The 20,690-nt window shown below is 60.6% G+C and carries 21 protein-coding genes and 1 pseudogene; 14 read left to right on the top strand and 8 right to left on the bottom strand.

Translation table 11 applies throughout. The features are described 5' to 3' along the window. Nucleotides 1–5: 5 nt before the first annotated feature. Nucleotides 6–614, top strand: coding sequence for a TetR/AcrR family transcriptional regulator (locus tag ACA070_RS08260; RefSeq protein WP_414906045.1), 609 nt, complete (start codon nt 6–8; stop codon nt 612–614). A 110-nt stretch (nt 615–724) separates the two neighbouring features. Here the strand turns inward: ACA070_RS08260 and ACA070_RS08255 are convergent, their stop codons facing one another. Beyond that, nucleotides 725–1,183, bottom strand: coding sequence for an REP-associated tyrosine transposase (locus tag ACA070_RS08255; protein ID WP_497450740.1), 459 nt, complete (start codon nt 1,181–1,183; stop codon nt 725–727). Between the two features lie 214 nt (nt 1,184–1,397). Then, a complete protein-coding gene (locus ACA070_RS08250; protein ID WP_497450739.1) occupies nt 1,398–1,838 on the bottom strand; it encodes a GlcG/HbpS family heme-binding protein in 441 nt (146 codons plus the stop codon). A gap of 267 nt (nt 1,839–2,105) precedes the next feature. On the opposite strand from ACA070_RS08250, the gene gcl reads away from it, so the two are divergent. The 8 genes from gcl to ACA070_RS08210 all read left to right on the top strand — a co-directional run bounded on the left by gcl (nt 2,106) and on the right by ACA070_RS08210 (nt 11,697). After that, nucleotides 2,106–3,881, top strand: a complete 1,776-nt coding sequence (gcl, locus tag ACA070_RS08245) for a glyoxylate carboligase (RefSeq protein WP_462026215.1) — start codon at nt 2,106–2,108, stop codon at nt 3,879–3,881. Between the two features lie 138 nt (nt 3,882–4,019). Beyond that, nucleotides 4,020–4,802, top strand: coding sequence for a hydroxypyruvate isomerase (hyi, locus tag ACA070_RS08240; RefSeq protein ID WP_497450738.1), 783 nt, complete (start codon nt 4,020–4,022; stop codon nt 4,800–4,802). Between the two features lie 147 nt (nt 4,803–4,949). Continuing rightward, nucleotides 4,950–5,840 carry a 2-hydroxy-3-oxopropionate reductase gene (locus ACA070_RS08235; protein ID WP_497450737.1) on the top strand — a complete coding sequence of 297 codons (891 nt, stop codon included), beginning with the start codon at nt 4,950–4,952 and terminating at the stop codon, nt 5,838–5,840. A gap of 147 nt (nt 5,841–5,987) precedes the next feature. After that, nucleotides 5,988–7,268, top strand: coding sequence for a glycerate kinase type-2 family protein (locus ACA070_RS08230; RefSeq protein ID WP_497450736.1), 1,281 nt, complete (start codon nt 5,988–5,990; stop codon nt 7,266–7,268). Next, the gene (gene pyk, locus ACA070_RS08225; protein WP_497309254.1) at nt 7,258–8,673 is read left to right on the top strand and encodes a pyruvate kinase; all 1,416 of its coding nucleotides are present in this window, start codon (nt 7,258–7,260) and stop codon (nt 8,671–8,673) included. Before ACA070_RS08230 ends, pyk begins: the two co-directional genes overlap by 11 nt. Before the next feature lie 162 nt (nt 8,674–8,835). Next, the gene (locus ACA070_RS08220; RefSeq protein WP_497450735.1) at nt 8,836–9,750 is read left to right on the top strand and encodes an urea transporter; all 915 of its coding nucleotides are present in this window, start codon (nt 8,836–8,838) and stop codon (nt 9,748–9,750) included. Between the two features lie 21 nt (nt 9,751–9,771). Further along, nucleotides 9,772–10,596: an ion transporter gene (locus tag ACA070_RS08215; RefSeq protein WP_497450734.1), complete on the top strand. Its 825-nt coding sequence runs from the start codon at nt 9,772–9,774 to the stop codon at nt 10,594–10,596. Between the two features lie 102 nt (nt 10,597–10,698). Continuing rightward, the gene (locus ACA070_RS08210) at nt 10,699–11,697 is read left to right on the top strand and encodes a sulfate ABC transporter substrate-binding protein (protein WP_285434809.1); all 999 of its coding nucleotides are present in this window, start codon (nt 10,699–10,701) and stop codon (nt 11,695–11,697) included. A 210-nt stretch (nt 11,698–11,907) separates the two neighbouring features. Here ACA070_RS08210 and ACA070_RS08205 read toward each other — a convergent pair whose 3' ends face one another. Beyond that, a complete protein-coding gene (locus ACA070_RS08205) occupies nt 11,908–12,537 on the bottom strand; it encodes a hypothetical protein (RefSeq protein ID WP_497450733.1) in 630 nt (209 codons plus the stop codon). 236 nt (nt 12,538–12,773) lie between these two features. Between ACA070_RS08205 and ACA070_RS08200 the strand changes: the two genes are divergently transcribed. Next, a complete protein-coding gene (locus ACA070_RS08200; RefSeq protein WP_497450732.1) occupies nt 12,774–13,979 on the top strand; it encodes an MFS transporter in 1,206 nt (401 codons plus the stop codon). A gap of 101 nt (nt 13,980–14,080) precedes the next feature. Here the strand turns inward: ACA070_RS08200 and ACA070_RS08195 are convergent. Then, nucleotides 14,081–14,329: pseudogene (locus tag ACA070_RS08195) on the bottom strand (type II toxin-antitoxin system HicB family antitoxin); the annotation flags it as partial. 255 nt (nt 14,330–14,584) lie between these two features. Between ACA070_RS08195 and ACA070_RS08190 the strand changes: the two are divergent. The 4 genes from ACA070_RS08190 to ACA070_RS08175 all read left to right on the top strand — a co-directional run bounded on the left by ACA070_RS08190 (nt 14,585) and on the right by ACA070_RS08175 (nt 17,481). Beyond that, nucleotides 14,585–15,304 carry an SDR family oxidoreductase gene (locus ACA070_RS08190; RefSeq protein WP_497450731.1) on the top strand — a complete coding sequence of 240 codons (720 nt, stop codon included), beginning with the start codon at nt 14,585–14,587 and terminating at the stop codon, nt 15,302–15,304. Between the two features lie 165 nt (nt 15,305–15,469). Then, nucleotides 15,470–16,357: a LysR family transcriptional regulator gene (locus ACA070_RS08185; RefSeq protein ID WP_497450730.1), complete on the top strand. Its 888-nt coding sequence runs from the start codon at nt 15,470–15,472 to the stop codon at nt 16,355–16,357. A gap of 84 nt (nt 16,358–16,441) precedes the next feature. Further along, nucleotides 16,442–16,909: a helix-turn-helix domain-containing protein gene (locus tag ACA070_RS08180; protein WP_497450729.1), complete on the top strand. Its 468-nt coding sequence runs from the start codon at nt 16,442–16,444 to the stop codon at nt 16,907–16,909. After that, nucleotides 16,906–17,481 carry a VapC50 family PIN domain-containing toxin gene (locus ACA070_RS08175; protein ID WP_497450728.1) on the top strand — a complete coding sequence of 192 codons (576 nt, stop codon included), beginning with the start codon at nt 16,906–16,908 and terminating at the stop codon, nt 17,479–17,481. The genes ACA070_RS08180 and ACA070_RS08175 overlap by 4 nt, the downstream gene beginning before the upstream one ends. 35 nt (nt 17,482–17,516) lie before the next feature. Here ACA070_RS08175 and phnP read toward each other — a convergent pair whose 3' ends face one another. Genes phnP through phnL form a run of 4 tightly spaced genes read right to left on the bottom strand, consistent with a single transcriptional unit; the run spans nt 17,517 to nt 20,677 of the window. Further along, nucleotides 17,517–18,266 (bottom strand): phosphonate metabolism protein PhnP, encoded by a 750-nt coding sequence (phnP, locus tag ACA070_RS08170; protein WP_497450727.1) that lies wholly within the window; start codon nt 18,264–18,266, stop codon nt 17,517–17,519. After that, nucleotides 18,257–18,826 (bottom strand): phosphonate metabolism protein/1,5-bisphosphokinase (PRPP-forming) PhnN, encoded by a 570-nt coding sequence (phnN, locus tag ACA070_RS08165; RefSeq protein WP_497450726.1) that lies wholly within the window; start codon nt 18,824–18,826, stop codon nt 18,257–18,259. Before phnN ends, phnP begins: the two co-directional genes overlap by 10 nt. Next, nucleotides 18,826–19,971 carry an alpha-D-ribose 1-methylphosphonate 5-triphosphate diphosphatase gene (locus ACA070_RS08160; protein ID WP_497450725.1) on the bottom strand — a complete coding sequence of 382 codons (1,146 nt, stop codon included), beginning with the start codon at nt 19,969–19,971 and terminating at the stop codon, nt 18,826–18,828. Before ACA070_RS08160 ends, phnN begins: the two co-directional genes overlap by 1 nt. Beyond that, complete coding sequence (gene phnL / locus ACA070_RS08155; protein ID WP_497450724.1) at nt 19,961–20,677, bottom strand: phosphonate C-P lyase system protein PhnL; 717 nt, start codon at nt 20,675–20,677, stop codon at nt 19,961–19,963. The genes ACA070_RS08160 and phnL overlap by 11 nt, the downstream gene beginning before the upstream one ends. Nucleotides 20,678–20,690 lie beyond the last annotated feature (13 nt).

The following is a 20,690-nucleotide window of genomic DNA, read 5'->3' as shown; positions in this document are numbered from 1 at the left end:
GGTTTATGAGCACTATCCGCGAGCGCAACAAAGAACTGATCCTGCGTGCCGCCAGTGAAGAATTTGCGGACAAGGGCTTCGCTGCGACCAAAACCAGTGACATCGCAGCCAAGGCGGGACTGCCCAAGCCCAACGTGTACTACTACTTCAAATCCAAGGAAAACCTCTACCGCGAGGTCCTGGAAAGCATCATCGAGCCCATCTTGCAGGCCTCGACGCCGTTCAACGCCGACGGTGTGCCCAGCGAAGTGCTGAGCGGCTACATTCGCTCGAAAATCCGCATCTCCCGCGACTTGCCCTTCGCCTCCAAAGTGTTCGCCAGCGAAATCATGCACGGCGCCCCGCACCTGAGCGCCGACCTGGTCGAACAGCTCAACGGCCAGGCCAAGCACAACATCGACTGCATCCAGACCTGGATCGACCGCGGGCAAATCGCCCCGATTGATCCTAACCACCTGATGTTCAGCATCTGGGCCGCGACCCAGACGTATGCCGACTTTGACTGGCAGATCACTGCCATCACTGGCAAGGCCAAGCTGGATGAAGAGGATTACGAAGCGGCGGCGCAGACGATAATTCGGTTGGTGCTTAAGGGGTGTGAGCCGGACAGGTAGACCGCGGTGCCCTATCGCCAGCAGGCTGGCTCCCACAGTGGATCTCTGACATTCAGACAATCCACCTGTGGGAGCCAGCCTGCTGGCGATGGGGGCAGCTCGGTTTTGGATCAAACCCAGATAGCATCCCACAGTGGATAGTCACCAAGCCGCCCGACCAACCCGGCCCGCAACGGGTTGGCCACAACATACCGGGCAACCTTTACCAAGTCCTCTTCACGACGCAGCGCTCGATCATGAAAACCTCGCTGCCAAAGACTGGCCCTACGGCCGGCAGACAGATTCACTGCCTTGGTACTCAAAGACTTGGTCCTTTGCATCAGTCCGCCCAGCGAACCCTGCTGCAATTCGATCAACCAATGAAAATGATCCGGCATGACGACCCAGGCCAGTGAGTTTGCACAACCCTGGTCCTGCGCAGCGCGAAATTGCGAGACGACTAATCTGCCCAAGGTAAAGTCCTTGAAAACAGGCTCTCGGTCGAGTGTGTTTGTTGTTAAGAGATAGATGCGGTTCTGTTCGGTACAACGGCCGATGCGCAAGCGATTTGAAGCGGGTAGATCAGGCATTCCTTTGCCCCTTGCATGATTAATTCATCTGGAAGGCTAGACCTGATATCACCCAAGGGCGGGGCAGACATTTAGCTGGATGTGTCTGGTAGTCCGTCATCGCTAGCAGGCTAGCTCCCACACTGGATCTCTGTGAACACAAAATTCGCGCTCGACAAACATCCCCTGTGGGAGCCAGCCTGCTGGCGATAGCGGTAGATCAATCACCCATTGATCAAGCACTCACCCCCGCATCCGCCCGCAACCCCACCGCCTCAATCGCACTGATCGCACACTGCTCGTCAACATCCGACAGATCCCCGCTGATCCCCACCGCCCCCAGCACGTTGCCGTCCTGATCCCGAATCAACACACCGCCCGGTGCCGGCACGACGCTGCCCTGCCCCAGGCTGTTTAACGCAGCGAAGAAGGCCGGGCGTTGTTGGGCGTCCAGTGCCAACAGGCGTGAACCCTTGCCGAGGGCGATGGCGCCCCAGGCTTTGCCGATGGCGACCTGCGGGCGCAGCAGGCTGGCGCCGTCTTCGCGTTGCAGGGTAATCAGGTGCCCGCCGGCATCCAGGACCGCGATGGTCAGTGGAGCCGCAGAGATTGCACGCCCTGCGGTAATGGCCTGATTGATCAGGTTGACTGCAACTTTCAAGGTTAAAGCGCTCATGGTGCCGTCCTCATTTTGTTATAGGGAAAGCGGAGGGACTGCGCGCTTGCGCCGCAGTCCGATGCAACAAATAGAACACAATGAGTTATTTTTTTGTATACAATAATTCTCGAAAAGCGCCACATGCGACGAAAAGCCACAGCAGCACGGGCTTCCGACGAATGAAACAGTCGCTTGAGAAAATGGATTGACCTGCGCCGTCCGCCGTGAATACACTCTGCGCAAAGCCACTTGTATACAATTACAAAACGTAAGAGGCACAAAACAATGAGCAAAATGAGAGCAATCGAAGCCGCCGTTCTGGTGATGCGCCGCGAAGGGGTTGATACCGCTTTTGGCATCCCGGGCGCCGCGATCAACCCGCTGTACAACGCCTTGCAGAAGGTCGGTGGCATCGATCACGTCCTCGCGCGCCACGTTGAAGGTGCCTCGCACATGGCCGAGGGCTACACCCGCACCAAGGCCGGCAACATCGGCGTGTGCATCGGCACTTCCGGCCCGGCCGGTACCGACATGGTCACCGGGCTCTACAGCGCCTCGGCCGACTCGATCCCGATTCTGTGCATCACCGGGCAAGCCCCCCGCGCCCGTATGCACAAGGAAGACTTCCAGGCCGTCGACATCACCACCATCGTCAAGCCAGTGACCAAGTGGGCAACCACCGTCATGGAGCCGGGCCAGGTGCCGTATGCGTTCCAGAAAGCCTTCTACGAAATGCGCTCCGGCCGCCCAGGCCCAGTGCTGATCGACCTGCCGTTCGACGTGCAGATGGCCGAAATCGAATTCGACATCGACGCCTACGAGCCACTGCCGCTGGCCAAGCCAACCGCTAACCGCGTGCAAATCGAGAAGGCCCTGGCCATGCTCGATCAGGCCGAGCGCCCGCTGCTGGTGGCCGGTGGTGGCATCATCAATGCCGACGCCAGCGAGTTGCTGGTGGAGTTTGCCGAGTTGACCGGTATTCCGGTGATCCCGACCCTGATGGGCTGGGGCACAATCCCGGACGACCACCCGCTGATGGTCGGCATGGTGGGCTTGCAGACGTCGCACCGTTACGGCAACGCCACCCTGCTGAAGTCCGACGTGGTATTGGGCGTCGGTAACCGTTGGGCCAACCGTCACACCGGTTCGATCGATGTGTACACCGAAGGCCGCAAGTTCATTCACGTCGACATCGAGCCGACTCAAATCGGCCGCGTATTCAACCCGGACCTGGGCATCGTCTCCGACGCCGCTGCCGCGCTGACCGTGTTCATCGAAGTCGCTCGCGAATGGCAAGCCGCCGGCAAGCTGAAAAACCGCAGCGCCTGGCTGCAAGACTGCCAGCAGCGCAAGGCCAGCCTGCAGCGCAAGACTCACTTCGACAATGTGCCGGTCAAGCCGCAACGGGTTTACGAAGAGATGAACCAGGTGTTCGGCAAGGACACCTGCTACGTCAGCACCATCGGTTTGTCGCAGATTGCCGGCGCGCAGTTCCTGCACGTCTACAAGCCGCGTCACTGGATCAACTGCGGTCAGGCCGGCCCTCTGGGTTGGACCATTCCGGCAGCACTGGGCGTGGTCAAGGCCGATCCGACCCGCAAGGTCGTGGCGCTGTCGGGCGACTATGATTTCCAGTTCATGATCGAAGAGTTGGCGGTGGGCGCGCAGTTCAAGCTGCCGTACATCCACGTTGTGGTAAACAATTCATACCTGGGGCTGATTCGTCAGGCTCAGCGCGGTTTCGACATGGACTACTGCGTGCAGCTGTCCTTCGATAACCTGAACGCTCCGGAACTCAACGGTTACGGTGTCGACCACGTCGCGGTCGCCGAAGGCCTCGGCTGCAAGGCGCTGCGTGTGTTCGAACCGGGTCAGATCCAGCCTGCATTGCGCAAGGCCCAGGAGCTGATCGAAGAGTTCAAGGTGCCGGTGATCGTCGAGATTATCCTGGAGCGCGTGACCAACATTTCCATGGGCACCGAGATCAACGCCGTCAACGAATTCGAAGACCTGGCGCTGGTCGGCAACGATGCGCCAACGGCGATTTCGTTGCTTGATTAACTGCTGACCGCTCTCCTTGTGGGAGCGAGCCTGCTCGCGATGAGGCCGGCACATTCAACATTGATGTTGACTGTCCCACCGCTATCGCCAGCAGGCTGGCTCCCACAGGGGATCTGCACATACTTTCGGGAGACCACCATGCCGCGTTTCGCAGCCAACCTGTCCATGCTGTTCACTGAGCAGGATTTTCTTGCCCGTTTCGAAGCGGCCGCCAAGGCCGGTTTCAGTGGTGTCGAGTACCTGTTCCCCTACGATTTCAGCTCCGCCGAGATCAAGGCCAAGCTCGACGCCAACGGCCTGACCCAAGTGCTGTTCAACCTGCCGGCCGGTGACTGGGCCAAAGGCGAACGCGGTATCGCGTGCCTGCCGGACCGGGTTGAAGAGTTCCGCGCCGGTGTCGATCTGGCGATCGCTTACGCACAAGTACTGGGCAACACCCAGGTCAACTGCCTGGCCGGTATTCGTCCACAAGGCGTCGACGATGCCACCGTGGAAAAAACCTTTGTCGCCAACCTCAAGTACGCCGCCGACAAGCTGCAAGCGGCGGGCATCAAACTGGTGATGGAAGCGATCAACACCCGCGACATCCCGGGTTTCTACCTGAACAACACGGCGCAAGCCCTGTCGATTCGCGAACAGGTCGGCAGCGCCAACCTGCTCCTGCAATACGACATCTACCACATGCAAATCATGGAGGGCGACCTGGCCCGCACTCTGCAATCGCACTTGGGTGAGATCAACCATGTGCAGCTGGCGGACAACCCAGGGCGCAACGAACCGGGCACCGGTGAAATCAACTACCGCTTCCTGTTCGAGCACCTTGACCGCATCGGTTATCAGGGTTGGGTTGGCTGTGAATACAAGCCGCTGACCACGACTGAAGCGGGACTGGGCTGGCTGAAAACCCATAACGCGATCTGATCTGACACCGCGTCATCGTTCTTCGCGGGCAAGCCTCGCTCCTACAGGGGGCCGGGTTGTCTGTAGGAGCGAGGCTTGCCCGCGAAGGCGTCCTCGCTGAAACCCCACGAATTTTGCGAACAGAGCAATAAAAAAGAGGAATTTCTCATGGCTAAAATCGGATTTATCGGCACCGGCATCATGGGCCACCCAATGGCGTTGAACCTGCAGAAAGCCGGTCACAGCCTGTTCCTGTCGGCGCACCACGACGCCGCGCCTGCCGACCTGATCGCCGGTGGCGCCGTCGCCCTGGCGAACCCGAAAGAAGTCGCCCAGGAAGCTGAAGTCATCATCATCATGGTGCCGGATACCCCACAGGTCGACGACGTGCTGTTCCGCGCCGACGGCGTTGCGGCCGGCGTGGGCAAAGGCAAAATCGTCATCGACATGAGCTCGATCTCGCCGACTGCCACCAAAGCCTTCGCGGCCAAGGTCAACGAAAAAGGCGCGCAGTACCTCGATGCACCCGTGTCTGGCGGTGAAGTCGGCGCCAAGGCCGCTACCCTGAGCATCATGGTCGGCGGCGATGCCGATGCCTTCGAACGCGTACTGCCGCTGTTCCAGGCCATGGGCAAGAACATCACCCTGGTCGGTGGTAACGGCGACGGTCAAACCGCGAAAGTGGCGAACCAGATCATCGTCGCGCTGAACATCCAGGCCGTGGCCGAAGCCCTGCTGTTCGCCGCGAAAAACGGTGCCGATCCAGCCAAGGTCCGTGAAGCGCTGATGGGCGGTTTCGCTTCGTCGAAGATCCTTGAAGTACACGGCGAGCGCATGATCAAAGGCACCTTCGACCCGGGCTTCCGCATCAGCCTGCACCAGAAGGATTTGAACCTGGCCCTGGCCGGCGCACGCGAGTTGGGCATCAATCTGCCGAACACCGCCAACACCCAGCAAGTGTTCAGCACCTGCGCGGCCATCGGCGGCAGCAACTGGGACCACTCGGCGCTGATCAAAGGCCTGGAACACATGGCGAACTTCTCGATTCGCGATAAGTAAGCCCTGCATAAAACCTGTGGGAGCTAGCCTGCTAGCGATGAAATCGACGCGGTGTGTCTGATAGACCTCGGCGCCTGAATCGCTAGCAGGCTAGCTCCCACAGGGAACCGAGTTGCCCTCCAATAACAAGAAATCCGGGAGCCCGCCATGTCGGTCAATCCGCAACAATTCCTGCGCGAGCTGTTTGCCACAGCCATCGACGCGGCCCATCCGCAACAAGTCCTCGAAGCCCATTTGCCCAAAGATCGCAGCGGTCGGGTGATCGTCATTGGCGCCGGCAAAGCCGCGGCCGCCATGGCTCAGGTCGTCGAGCGTTGCTGGCAGGGTGAAGTGTCCGGTCTGGTGGTGACGCGTTACGGTCACGGCGCCCCGTGCGAAAAAATCGAAGTCGTCGAAGCCGCTCACCCGGTGCCTGACGCGGCCGGTCAAGCCGTCGCCAAGCGTGTATTTGAACTGGTCAGCAACCTGACTGAAGACGACCGCGTGATCTTCCTGCTCTCGGGCGGTGGTTCTGCGTTGCTCGCCCTTCCGGCAAAAGGAATCACCCTGGCCGACAAGCAATCGATCAACAAAGCCCTGCTCAAATCCGGCGCCACCATCGGCGAGATGAATTGCGTGCGCAAGCACCTCTCGGCGATCAAGGGCGGCCGCCTCGGCAAAGCCTGCTGGCCGGCCACTGTTTATACCTACGCGATTTCCGATGTGCCGGGCGACCTCGCCACGGTCATCGCCTCCGGCCCCACCGTGGCCGACCCGAGCACTTCGGCTGAAGCCCTGGCGATCCTCAAGCGCTACGGCATCGACGTTCCAGCCTCGGTGCGCAACTGGCTGCAGAGCCCGGAATCGGAGACGGTCAAACCCGGCGATCCGAGCCTGGCGCGCAGCCACTTCCAGTTGATCGCCCGTCCCCAGCAATCCCTTGAAGCGGCCGCGGTGAAAGCCTGTCAGGCTGGTTTCAGCCCATTGATACTCGGTGACCTGGAAGGCGAATCCCGCGAAGTGGCCAAGGTTCATGCCGGCATCGCTCGTCAGGTCGTGCTGCACGGTCAACCGCTGGCGGCACCCTGCGTGATCCTCTCGGGCGGTGAAACCACCGTCACCGTGCGCGGCAATGGCCGTGGCGGACGCAACGCCGAATTCCTGTTGAGCCTGACCGACAGCCTCAAAGGCCTGCCCGGCGTCTACGCCCTGGCCGGTGACACCGACGGTATCGACGGCTCCGAAGACAACGCCGGCGCGATCATGACCCCGGACAGCTACGCCCGCGCCGCCGCCCTCGGTTTGAGCGCCAGCGACGAGTTGGACAACAACAATGGCTACGGTTATTTCGAGGCGCTGGACGCACTGATCGTCACCGAACCGACCCGCACCAACGTCAACGACTTCCGCGCCATCCTGATCCTCGAGAGCCCTGAAAATGACGCCTGACAAGAAGGTTAAAATCCTCGCCACCCTCGGCCCTGCCACCGACGGGATCGATGACATCCGTGAGCTGGTGCAGGCCGGGGTCAACATCTTTCGCCTGAACTTCAGCCACGGCGATCACGCCGACCACGCTCAGCGTTATCAGTGGATTCGTGAGGTCGAGCGCCAGCTGAATTACCCGCTGGGCATCCTGATGGACCTGCAAGGCCCGAAACTGCGGGTCGGCAAGTTCGCCGAAGGCAAAGTGCAACTGCATCGCGGCCAGGCCCTGCGCCTGGACCTCGACCCGACGCCGGGCGATCAACGTCGGGTCAACCTGCCCCACCCGGAAATCATCGCCGCACTGGAACCCGGCATGGACCTGCTGCTCGACGACGGCAAACTGCGCCTTCGCGTGGTCACCAAGTACGCCGACGCGATCGACACCACGGTGCTCAACGGCGGCGAACTGTCGGATCGCAAAGGGGTGAACGTGCCGCAAGCGGTGCTGGAACTGAGCCCGCTGACCGCCAAGGATCGTCGCGACTTGAGTTTCGGTCTGGAGCTGGGTGTGGACTGGGTCGCGCTGTCGTTCGTGCAGCGTCCGGAAGACATCCGCGAAGCCCGCGAACTGATCGGCGACAAAGCGTTTTTGATGGCCAAGATCGAGAAGCCATCGGCGGTGACTCAGCTGCGGGAAATCGCCGAATTGAGCGACGCGATCATGGTCGCTCGCGGTGACCTCGGCGTGGAAGTGCCGGCCGAAAGCGTGCCGCAGATCCAGAAAAACATCATCAGCCTCTGCCGCGAACTCGGCAAACCGGTGGTGGTGGCGACGCAGATGCTCGAATCGATGCGCTTCTCCCCTGCCCCGACCCGCGCCGAAGTCACTGATGTGGCCAACGCCGTGGCCGAAGGCGCCGATGCGGTGATGCTGTCGGCGGAAACCGCGTCCGGCGAGTACCCGCTGGAAGCCGTGCAGATGATGAGCAAGATCATTCGCCAGGTGGAAAACGGTCCGGATTATCAAGCACAACTGGACGTGAGCCGGCCGAAGGCTGAGGCGACCGTTTCTGATGCGATCAGCTGCGCAATCCGGCGCATCAGCAATGTGCTGCCGGTGGCGGTGCTGGTCAATTACAGCGAGTCGGGGACGTCGAGTCTGCGTGCGGCGCGGGAGCGGCCGACGGTGCCAATCCTGAACCTGACGCCGAACCTGCAGACCGCGCGCCGCTTGACCGTGGCGTGGGGCGTGCATTCGGTGGTCAATGATCGGCTGCGGCAGGTGGACGAGGTGTGCTCGACGGCGCTGGAAATTGCGCAGGCGCAAGGGATGGCCAAGCGTGGGGACACGTTATTGATCACGGCGGGTGTGCCGTTTGGGCAGCCTGGGTCGACTAACTCACTGCGTATCGAGACGTTGATCTAGAGCGCCCATACCGGCCTCATCGCCAGCAGGCTGGCTCCCACATTGGTTTTGTGTCGATCACGGAATCAAGACTGAACTGAGATTCAGTGTGGGAGCCAGCCTGCTGGCGATGAGCCGGGGTCGCGCTCGACCGACTCGCTCCCTTTGACTTTCAGAACTGCCATGCCTGCCAACCACTTCAACACCCACTGCCCCGATTGGGCGACTGCCCTGCTCAACGGTTTCAGCCAGATCTTCCTCCAGCGCCATCCGCTGTGCGGTCTGCTGTGCCTGTTGGCAATTCTTTTCACCGCGCCCACGCTGCTCGGCGGTGCACTGCTGGGCGGTGTCGCCGGATTGCTCACCGCGCAACGACGCGGTTATGCCAAAGCCGATCGTCAGGCTGGGCTGTTCAGTTACAACGGTGTCTTGCTTGGCCTGCTGCTGAGCCTGTATTTCCCCTGGTCCGCGCTGTTGCCGCCGCTGATCATCGCTGCGGGTGGACTGAGTGCGATGCTCACTCAACAGTGGCTCAAACGCGTCCGGGTCAGCCAATACCTGCCGGCCTACACCGCGCCCTTCGTGGGGCTGGGCTGGTTACTGCTGTGCTTCGCCACACCCTCGACAACTGCGCACTTGATCGAAGTCAATACGCTGAACATGCTCGCCGCCCCACTCAAAGGCCTCGGCCAGGTGATGTTCCTCGGTCATCCGCTGGCCGGTGCGATGATTGCCGTGGGTTTGCTGATCGCTGATCGCCGCGCATTTTGCTGGGCGTTGTTGGCATCTGTCGCAGGCATGGGCTGGAGCCTGCTGCATCACGACTTCTATACCGCATTGATCGGCCTCGGTGGCTATAACGCCGTACTCGCCGCCCTCGCCTTCAGCTCGCAACGCCAGAAACCTTGGCTGCCGCCGCTCGGTATTGCCTCAGCGCTGTTGCTGACGCCGGTGTTTGCCGCCATCGGTCTGCCAACGCTGACCGCGCCGTTCATCCTCGCCTGCTGGCTGATCCGCACGGTTGTTCAACTGCTCGGCAAGCGCCCTGTCGCCCTTACGCCTTGCGCTCTGGAGGAGAATCAACCTAGGCTTCGCTGATCATTGGTTCAGGCGGTATCCATGGACAGCAGCAAAAACTGGCGTGAAGAGCTTTACGTCATGGTTTTCCAGAGCGACACCAAGGCGGGGCGGCGCTTCGACGGCATTTTGCTGTTGATCATCCTCGCCAGCATCGTGATCGTGATGCTCGACAGCATCGACACGGTCCACAAGAACTACGCCAATGTGCTGGCGTACATCGAGTGGGGCTTCACGGTTATCTTCGCCATCGAATATGGCTTGCGCCTTTACTGTTCGCCCAAGCCATTGCGCTATGCGTTCAGCTTTTATGGGCTGGTGGATTTGCTGGCGATCGTGCCCGGCATCCTGGCGCTGTATTACGCCGACGCGCAGTACCTGCTGATCATCCGGATCATTCGGATGCTGCGGATTTTCCGCGTGCTCAAGCTCAGCCCGTACCTCAAGCAAGCCAACTATTTGATGTCGGCGCTGCGCGGCAGCAAGCAGAAGATCGTGGTGTTTCTGGTCAGCGTCTGCACGCTGGTGACGGTGTTCGGCACGCTGATGTACGTGATCGAAGGCCCGGAACACGGCTTCACCAGCATTCCCAAAGGCATCTACTGGGCGATCGTCACGTTGACCACGGTGGGCTTCGGCGACATCGTGCCCAAGACGCCGTTGGGCCAGGTGATTTCGTCGCTGGTGATGATCACCGGTTACTCGATCATCGCCGTGCCGACCGGGATTTTCACCGCCGAACTGGCCAACGCCATGCGCGGTGAACAGCTGCAACACGACTGCCCGGTGTGCAAGAAAAACAGCCATGAACACGGGGCGGCGTTTTGCTCGCGCTGTGGCAACGCATTGTTTAAGAAAGTGGAATAAGCAAAGTGCTTTTTAATCTTTAAAGGCCTATGCGAGCCCAGTTATAGTCGCTGGCAAATTGCCTCACTTTTTATATAAAAACTTTAGAACAAGGAATGCGCAGTGAAAAAACTCTTTGGCGCCTCACTTCTGGCCGCTGGCCTGGCACTGACCAGCGTGGCCCAGGCCGCACCGACCCTGCTCAACGTTTCCTACGACGTGATGCGAGATTTCTACAAGGACTACAACACTGCGTTCCAGAAACACTGGCAAGCCGAGCACAACGAGAACATCACATTGCAGATGTCCTTCGGCGGCTCCAGCAAACAGGCGCGTTCGGTGATCGATGGCCTGCCGGCTGACGTCATCACCATGAACATGGCAACCGACATCAATGCCCTGGCGGACAACGGCAAACTGGTCCCGGACAACTGGGTCACCCGCCTGCCGAACAACAGCGCACCATTCACCTCGGCCACCGTGTTTATCGTGCGCAAAGGCAACCCGAAAGCCTTGAAAGACTGGCCGGACCTGCTCAAGGACGGCGTGCAAGTCATCGTGCCGAACCCGAAAACTTCGGGTAATGGTCGCTACACCTACCTTTCGGCTTGGGGTTATGTGCTGAAAAACGGCGGTGACGAGAACAAGGCCAAAGACTTCGTCGGCAAGTTGTTCAAGCAAGCGCCGGTGCTGGATACCGGTGGCCGTGCAGCCACCACCACGTTCATGACCAACCAGATTGGTGACGTGCTGGTGACCTTCGAAAACGAAGCGGAAATGATTGCCCGTGAGTTTGGTCGTGACCAGTTTGAAGTGATCTACCCAAGCGTCTCCGCTGAAGCCGAGCCGCCCGTGTCGGTGGTGGACAAAACCGTCGACAAGAAAGGCACCCGCGCCGCGGCCGAGGAGTACCTGAAGTACCTGTGGTCACCGGAAGGTCAGGAAATTGCGGCGGCCAATTACCTGCGTCCGCGGGACCCGGCGGTGCTGGCCAAGTACACCGATCGTTTCCCGAAAGTGGATTTCCTGTCGGTGGAGAAGACCTTTGGCGACTGGCGGACGGTGCAGAAGACCCACTTCAATGATGGTGGGATTTTTGATCAGATTTACAGCGGTCAGTAATTCCTGAGCCCAACAAAAAGGCGACCTTCGGAGGTCGCCTTTTTTGTATGCGTTTTTTGCCACACCGCAGAACAACTGTGGGAGCGAGCCTGCTCCGGGCGGCGTTCCGACGATGGCGTCGTGTCAGCCAACATCAATGTTTCTGTTACACCGCTATCGTCGGAACGCCGCCCGGAGCCGGCTCGCTCCCACAGGGATTTCGACGCGCCGTTACATCGGCGGTGTGACGCCATCCTTGCCCGCCGAGATCGATTGCGCGGTGAGCGTCCCGTCAGCACTTTGAGTCACAAACGTCACGATCTTCACGCCCACCTTCAGCAAGCTGCGATCCCCCGGCATCAGGTTCACGATCGGCACATCCTCCGGCACCAGGATCTTCTGCTGCCCGCCCTTGTAGTTGACGGTCAACACCCGGCCATTGCTGACCACCAGATCGCCCACGCTGCCATTGGTCATGCTGCTGCCCTTAACCAGATCGAACGGCCGATGCCCGTCGCCGCTGCCCGCCAGTTCCGGTGGAAAAACGTGGACTTCCAGCGCCTTCAAGGTGCCATCGTCTTGCGGAATGGCCGCCGAGCCGATGTAGCTACCCGGTTTGATGTCTTCGATATTGGCCAGGGTAACGGCGCGGACCTTGGTGTCGCTGGCCAGGTTGATCACCACGTTTTCGCCGGTGTTGACGTGGACTTTCAATACGTCGGGGCTGACGCCAGTGATCTCGCCGCGCACGCCGATGCGCATGCCCGGCGCGTCGGCGGCCTGAGCCAGTCCCGCCGTGAACAAGCCGACCAGGGTTACAACTGAAGCGCCGCGAATAAGGTGACGAAACATCGCATTCATGGAAGTGCCTTCCGGTAAGGAAACGTGAAGAGAGAACATAAGCACGCTATCGAACAGGATGTAAGTGAATGTATCATCGGACCTCAAATATTTTGACGCTAGGTTCGTCGATGGACATCACTCAGGTCCGTCACTCATTCCGCAAAGGAATGATTGCTATCACTCCAATCCCACTTCTGCCGAATCCGATACCTCTTTAGCCTGCGCGCATTCCCATCTGTTCAGCGAGACACATTATGAACCCAGCGACTCAGGTGCCTCACGGTGCCGCGACAATGACCAAAGGCATGGTGATGCTGTTCGCCTTCTGCTGTGGCGCGATTGTGGCCAACATCTACTACGCCCAGCCGATCATCGGCCTGATCGCGCCGGACATCGGCCTGACCAGCACCATGGCCAGCCTGATCGTTTCGCTGACCCAGATCGGTTACGCGTTGGGTCTGTTCTTCCTGGTGCCGCTGGGTGATCTGCTGGAAAACCGCCGGCTGATGATCATCACTACCGTGGTGGCGATTGCCAGCCTGTTGGGCGCGGCGTTCACCGATCAGCCGAATGTATTTTTGCTGATCTCGTTGCTGGTGGGCTTCAGCTCGGTGTCGGTGCAGATCCTGATTCCGCTGGCCGCACACCTTGCGCCGGAAGAGTCACGTGGTCGGGTCGTCGGCGGGATCATGGGCGGTTTGCTGCTGGGGATTCTGTTGGCGCGGCCGGTGTCCAGCGTCGTGGCTGACCACTTCGGCTGGCGCGCGATGTTTGTGATCGCTGCGGTATTGATGGCCGCGATCAGCCTGGTGCTGGCGCTGACGATTCCAAAGCGCCAGCCTGACCACAGCGCTACTTATGGCCAGCTGCTCGGTTCTCTGTGGACGCTGATGCGCCAACAACCGGTGTTGCGTCAGCGCGCGTTTTACCAGGGCTGCATGTTTGCCACGTTCAGCCTGTTCTGGACCGCCGTGCCACTGGAACTGGCGCGCAACCATGGCCTGTCGCAAACCCAGATCGCAATCTTCGCCCTGGTCGGGGCCATCGGTGCCATCGCCGCGCCGATTGCCGGTCGACTGGCCGATGCTGGCCACACCCGCATCGCTTCGCTGCTGGCCCTGCTCTTCGCCAGCCTGAGCTTTCTGCCAGCGTTCATCCACCCGGCCTACAGCGTCATCGGCCTCGCAGTCACCGGCGTGGTGCTCGACTTCTGTGTGCAGATGAACATGGTCCTCGGCCAACGCGCGGTCTACGCCCTCGACGCCAAAAGCCGCAGCCGCTTGAACGCGTTGTACATGACCAGCATCTTCATCGGCGGCGCCTTCGGTTCCTCGGTGGCCAGTGCGGTGTATGAGCATGGCGGCTGGATGTGGATCGTGATCGTGGGCAGTGCGTTTCCGCTGTTGGCGTTGTTGCGGTTTCTGAGTGTTTCGCCGAAGGCTTCGTTGGCGGCTGCATAAAGCGTCAAAAGCTTCGCGGGCAAGTCGGATCGCCGCACCGCACGCTCCCACAGGAACCAGGCTTGCTGGTGATTGATGTGCGACTGATGTTCCGCCCTTCAAATCTTCAACATTCCCCAGCCTCTGCCTGAAAACTCCGGATTGCCTCGATGCACGCTAACCGATGTTGGCACCGGAATATTCAGCCCCTGCGTCTCCATTTGTTGCAGAAGTATCTGTGCGATTTCGACGGCTGCGTCGTACGCCTCCTCGAACGTATCCCCGGCAGTCACAGCACCCGGGATATCCGGTATTTGAATACCTGTCGCAGTTCTCTCATCTCCCCACTCGATAATGATTGGATAGTGCACAGCGGTTCCTTCAGCAAAATTCACCTTAATGGAGCGCCACTGCACCATAGAAACCGGGCAGGGTCTGTTCACGTTGTTTTTCAGGATGTGAACCCCTCGCCTCGAGTCCAGGATAGATCTCGCCTGATTCGATACGCCGAGGCCAACCCGGATTACACTCAGCCTCCAGAGCCTGAAGCGATGCTGGATGCGATTCGCGGCTGCCCCGTTCATATGTCGCCTGCCCCGGCGGCATGTTCTTTCAAGGAGTTTGCAATGACCCGACGTACCTTTCTCATTACCGGTGCCAGCAAAGGCATTGGCCGGGCAGTGGCCGAGCATCTGGACCGCGCGGGGCATCGGGTGGTCGGGATTGCCAGAACGCCTGACCTGACGTTCCCCGGGATTCTGTTTCCGCTGGATTTGAGCGACAGGGCGCTGACTCAGGAGGTGCTGGCGGATCTGGCCAAGACGTATGAATTTGACGGGCTGGTGAATAACGTCGGCCTGGTTCGCCCGCAAGTGCTGGGCGAAATCGACCTCGATGCCTTTGATGACGTGATGCGAGTCAACCTGCATTCGGCGTTGCAGGCCACTCAAGCGCTGCTGCCGAACATGCGCGCCAAGGGCTGGGGTCGGGTGGTGAATATTTCCAGTTTGACCGTCCTCGGGATCACCCAGCGCACGGCGTACGCAGCGGCCAAAGCGGCGCTGATCAGCTTCACGCGCTCCTGGGCGCTGGAACTGGCGCAAACCGGCGTGACCGTGAATGCCGTGGCGCCAGGGCCGACTGAAACCGAGCTGTTTCGCACCAACAACCCGCCGGGCAGCGAAGGTGAGGCGCGGTATCTGGCGGGTGTGCCGATGGGTCGTTTGGGGCAGCCGCATGAGATCGCGGCGGCCATTGCGTTTTTGCTATCCGAGCAGAGCGGGTTTATCACCGGGCAAACGTTGTTTGTCGACGGCGGATCTTCAATAGGCAAAGCCGCGTTCTGAAGAACACATCTCAACGCTTTTGTGGCGAGGGAGCTCGCTCCCGTTGGGTCGCGAAGCGGCCCCATGACTGGCGACAGGTTATCGATGACGACTGCTTCGCAGCCGAACGGGAGCAAGCTCCCTCGCCACAGTTGAAGCGCAATTCAATCAGAACAAGGAATTGAGATGGACCGCCTCGGTGCAATGGAAACCTTCGTCTACGTGGTGGAAACCGGCTCGTTTTCCGCCGCCGCGAGGCGCCTGAATATCGGCCAGCCCGCGGTGTCGAAAACCATTGCGCAACTGGAAGCACGTCTCGCGGTTCGACTGCTGTTGCGCTCGACTCGCGGCCTGACGCCCACCGAAGCCGGGCTGGCCTTTTTCGAGCGCGCCAAGCGCGCCATCGAAGAAGCCGATGAGGCCGACAACGCAGCACGCGGCGCCGCCAGCGGCCTCACCGGCAACTTGCGAATCTGCGCCGCCGTGACCTTCGGCCGACTGCACATCGTTCCGCACCTCGGACCGTTCCTCGATCAGAACCCGGACCTGAACATCGACCTGATGCTCGACGACCGCAACGTCAATCTGGTCGAAGAAGGCGTCGACATCGCCCTTCGCCTGGGCGCCCAAAGTGACTCCGGCCTCACCGCCCGCAAAATCGCCGAATGCCGGCGCGTGGTGCTGGGCACGCCCGCCTATTTCGAAAAACACGGCGAGCCCACCTGCCCGGTAGACCTGAGCAAACACCAGGCAATCGCCTACAGCTTGGGCGGTGGAGCCAACTGGCAGTTTCGCAACGGGACAGATGAGCAGTCAGCCATCATCAGCGGCCGACTCCGTGTCAACGCCGCCGAAGGTCTGCGTGCCGCCGTGCTCGCCCATCAAGGGCTGACACTGGCATCGGAATGGATGTTTGCGCCGGAACTGGCCAACGGTGCGGTCAGGGAAGTGATGAAGGATTGGACGTTGCCGAATCAGGACCTTTGGGCGGTATTTCCTACGGGAAGAATGGCCAGTGCGAAGGCTCGGGCGTTTGTGGAGTATGTGCAGGGGTTGTTGGCAACAGAGGCCTGACGTTTCGATTATTTCGTTTATTGCGATTTTCGAATAATTCGAATAGCCTGCCAGCTTCGATTATTCAGAATATTGGAAACCGCCATGCCGCCTGTCATCCATCCGCCGATCACCTTGCCTATGGAGCGCGAAGTCCAAGCTGCCATCGAGGGGCAGCGTGCCTTGGCGGCCTACCTTGCCACTCAATTTGACACTCAACACATCCAGATCTTCGACGAGCAGAATGAAGCGCACAGTGTCGAACTGCCTACCTCCGCACTCCGACTGCTTGTCGACATCCTGGCGGAGCTCGCAGCGGGTAACGCCGTGAAAGTCGTTCCGGTTCACGCTGAACTCACCACCCAGGAAGCGGCGGACCTGCTCAACGTCTCACGTCCGCACCTGATCAAACTGCTCGAATCCGGCGACTTGTCCTACCACAAAACCGGCAAGCACCGACGTGTGCGCTTTGCCGATTTGATGGACTATAAAAACCGGCGCGATACCGCCAGCGAGCTGGCAATGACGCTTCTCGCCGAGCAGGCACAAGCGTTAAGGACAGGATACGAGTGAGGCACTCTTCTTTTACCGCTGTATATGACGCGTGTGTGCTGTACCCCGCTCCCTTGAGGGATTTTCTGATGTGGCTCGCGCTCTCTGGGCGTTTCAGGGCGAAATGGTCTTTGGAGATACACAGCGAATGGAAACGTAATCTGCTTAAAAACCGCCCGGATCTCACCGCAGAACAACTGAATCGCACATCCGAGCTGATGGATCAGGCGTTACCCGACGCCTGTGTAACGGGTTACGAAGACCTGATTGAAGGGTTAACGCTGCCCGACATTGATGATCGACATGTACTGGCGGTCGCCATTCGTTGTAATGCCAGCGTCATCGTCACTTTCAATCAGAAAGACTTTCCCTGTGCAGCGCTGGGCTCTTTCGGTATCGAGGCTCAGCATCCTGATGAGTTCATCGGCAACCTCTTCGGCCTCGATCCGGCAGCAGTGGTCGCGGCGGCGCAGCGCCAACGACAGCAGCTGAAGATGCCGCCAATGAATGTCAGCACCTATCTTGATCTGCTGCTGCGTCAGGGCCTGGTTCAGTCGAGCAAGGCGTTGACTCACTACCAGGCCATTCTCTAAATGCCGTTCGCTTACGACCGCACAGCGTCCAACCTCTAGAGCTCATCCCCATCAAACCCAACCCTGACATTCCCCGGCAACTCGTTGCCATGCTCAAGCAACCACGCATCCAGCGTATGCCCGACATGGGTCAATACCGCCGCCCCCGGTTGCAAGTCTTCAATGCAACGCAAGGCAAGGTTCAGGTCGTTGTGATTAGGTGGCACCTGCGGTTGCGGTGGTATTGAGCAGTCGAGCACCAGCAGGTCCAGCGGTTCACGTTGCAACCGGGCCGTTGTGGCGGGCGGCAGGCCTACGGTGTCGGTCAGGTAGGCGATCCGTCGCCCTTTGCCCTCGAACAGGTAACCCAGGGTCGGTTTTGAATGTTGCAGCGGTAGCGCGGTGACGCTGAGTGTGCCGAACTGACGGGTTTCAAAGTGGCCGAACGGCTGGCTGAAATCGAGGATGCCGGGGTGTTTGTAGAGGTCGGCCAGGCCTTCCGGGTCCACCGGTCCATGCACCGGAATCACCAGGCCCTGGCCCCAGCGCAAATGCAGCAGCCCTTGGGCGTGATCGGCGTGGTAGTGGGTCTGGAAAATGCCGTGGAAACTGCGGGGCGGGAAGCGTTCGGTCAGGTCGGGCAAGCCGCTGTCGATCAGCCAGCGCTGATCGCCGCATTCGATCAGCGCGCTGCACGGGCGACGCCGGCGGCGTGCATCGTTGCGGGCCAGGTCGCAGGCCGCGCACTCGCAGCCGTAGACCGGGACCTGTCGGGCGTCACCGGTGCCCAGTAAGGTCAGGCGCATACCACGTGTCCGTCGATGCAGGCGAGCAGCTGTTCGACCGTGTGTTTCAGCGGCCCGGAGTTGTCGATCACGTACAACGCCGGATCGTGTCCGGCGAGCAGCCGTTCGCTGAAGCGGGCATTGCGTGCCAGCCGCTCGGAAATCTCGGTGACCGACTCACGCCCCCGTGCCAACAAGCGCTGACGCAGTGCGGCTTGATCGACCGTCAGCAACAGCACGAGAACGTCTGGATAGCGCAGGCGGGTTTGCGCCAGATGACCGCGCGAGCCGTTGACCAGCACGTCCTGCCCCGCCGCCAGCCAATCGTCGATTTCCCGGGGAATGCCGTACGCCAGGCCATTGGCGCGCCAGCTCAGGGCGAACCCGCCCTGGGCCTCCAGCGTTGCGAACTCATCAAGGCTCACGCCTTGGGCCGCTTCCCCCACGGCTTCCGCCGAGCGGGTGATGACGCGCCGCACGATGCGACAGCCGCGTTCGGCCAACCGCGTTCGTGCGGCATCCAGCAGGCTGTCCTTGCCCGAACCTGAAGGTCCGATGAGATAGATCAACCTGCCCGCCATCAAAACACCCTCTTCGCTTGTCGCCAGACTTGTTGGACCACCGGCAATCCGTCCTGGCTCCTGGCTTGTACCAGGTCCGCGCGCAAACCCGGTGCAATTTCGCCGCGATCGCTCAGCCCCGCCGCTCTGGCCGGGGCCAACGTGACCATGCGCACCGCATGAGGCAGATCGCAGTGGTTTTCCAGGGCCGCCAGGGCAAACGCCGCATGCAGCAGACTGGCCGGGTAGTAGTCGCTGGACAGGATATCCAGCAGCCCTTCAGCCGCCAGGTCGGCGGCGGCCACGTTACCCGAGTGGGAACCGCCGCGCACAATGTTCGGCGCGCCCATCAGCACCTTCATGCCGTTTTGCTGGCTGCCGCGCGCCGCCTCGACCGTGGTCGGGAATTCGGCGATGGTCATGCCGTAGCGCGACGACTCTTCGACATGGGCCAGGGTCGCGTCGTCATGGCTGGCCACCGACAAACCACGGGCCAGGCAATGCTCGACAATCGCCGCGCGATAACGGGTGCTGTACTCCCGGGAGTTGGCCTTCTGCAGAACGATGAATTCATCCATCTGCGTGGTCGTCAGGTGGTATTTGCCCATGTAGTACTCACGGTACTTGGCTTCCAGCACAAACTGGCGCTGACCCGGCGAGTGGTCCATCACCGACACCAGTTGCACCAGCGGATGCTCCACCAAGTCACGGAACACGCTCAACGTGTCCGGGTGGCACAGCTCGCAGCGCAGGTGCAGGCGGTGTTCGGCACGGGTCTGTCCGGCGTCGGAGGCGCTGGAAATCGCCTCAAGCATCGCCGGCAATTTCTGCATGCGATTGCCCTTGGGGTTCACGTCACCGATGGACACGGCGTCGAACACCGTGGTGATACCGGCGGCGATGATCTGGGCATCGTGGCTGAGCACCGCCGAACGCGATGGCCAGTCCACGCCGGGGCGCGGGGTCATGTGTCGTTCCAGGTTGTCAGTGTGCAACTCCACCAGGCCCGGCAACAGGTAATCGCCGTTGAGGTCCTGGGCCTGAGGCAAGCGGCTCGGGCCTTCAGCGATGTCGGCGATCAAGCCGTCGCGCAGCATCACGGTGCCGAGGAACACGCGGTCAGCGGTGACCAGGCGGGCATTGCTGAGGATCTGTTCAGCGGACATTGGCGTATTCCTCGTGGTTGGCGGCTGGGGTCATGTCGAGATGGCGATCGGCGACCGCCTCGCGGGCAGTGCGATCGTGAAAAATGCCGATCAGCGCAGCGCCTGCCGCTTTCGCTTCGTTCATCAGTTCCAGCACCACCTGGCGATTGGTGTCATCCAGGGAGGCCGTCGGTTCGTCGAGCAACATCACCGGCCACGCCACCATAAAACCGCGGGCGATGTTGACCCGTTGCTGCTCGCCACCGGAGAAGGTGCCGGGGGCCAATTGCCAAAGGCGTTGCGGAATGTTCAAACGACTGAGCAACAGTTCGGCGCGCGATTGCGCCAGGTGTTTTGACCAGCCACGGGCCAGGGCCGGCTCCATCACCACGTCCAGGCACGCCACGCGCGGGATCACCCGCAAGAACTGACTGACGTAACCCAGCGTCCGCTGGCGCACCTGAAGAATGTCCCGGGGCGCGGCGCCCACCAGCTCCAGCCAATGACCGTCGTGCTGCACGCGGATGCTGCCGCCCGCCGGCAGGTAATTGCCATACAGGGTGCGCAGCAAGGTGCTTTTACCAGCACCGGACTGGCCATGCAGCACCAGGCATTCACCACCCGCCACACTGAAATCCACCCCTTGCAGCACGTTCAGGACCACGCCGTGCTGTTGATGCAGGGTGAAGGTTTTCGAGAGGTCACGGACCTCGATCAGGGTATTCATCGCTCGAATTTCC

The sequence above is a fragment of the Pseudomonas sp. LBUM1678 genome, from assembly GCF_059695575.1.
The sequence above is the reverse complement of the archived record's forward strand: the minus strand, read 5'-3'. Positions and strand labels throughout refer to the sequence as shown.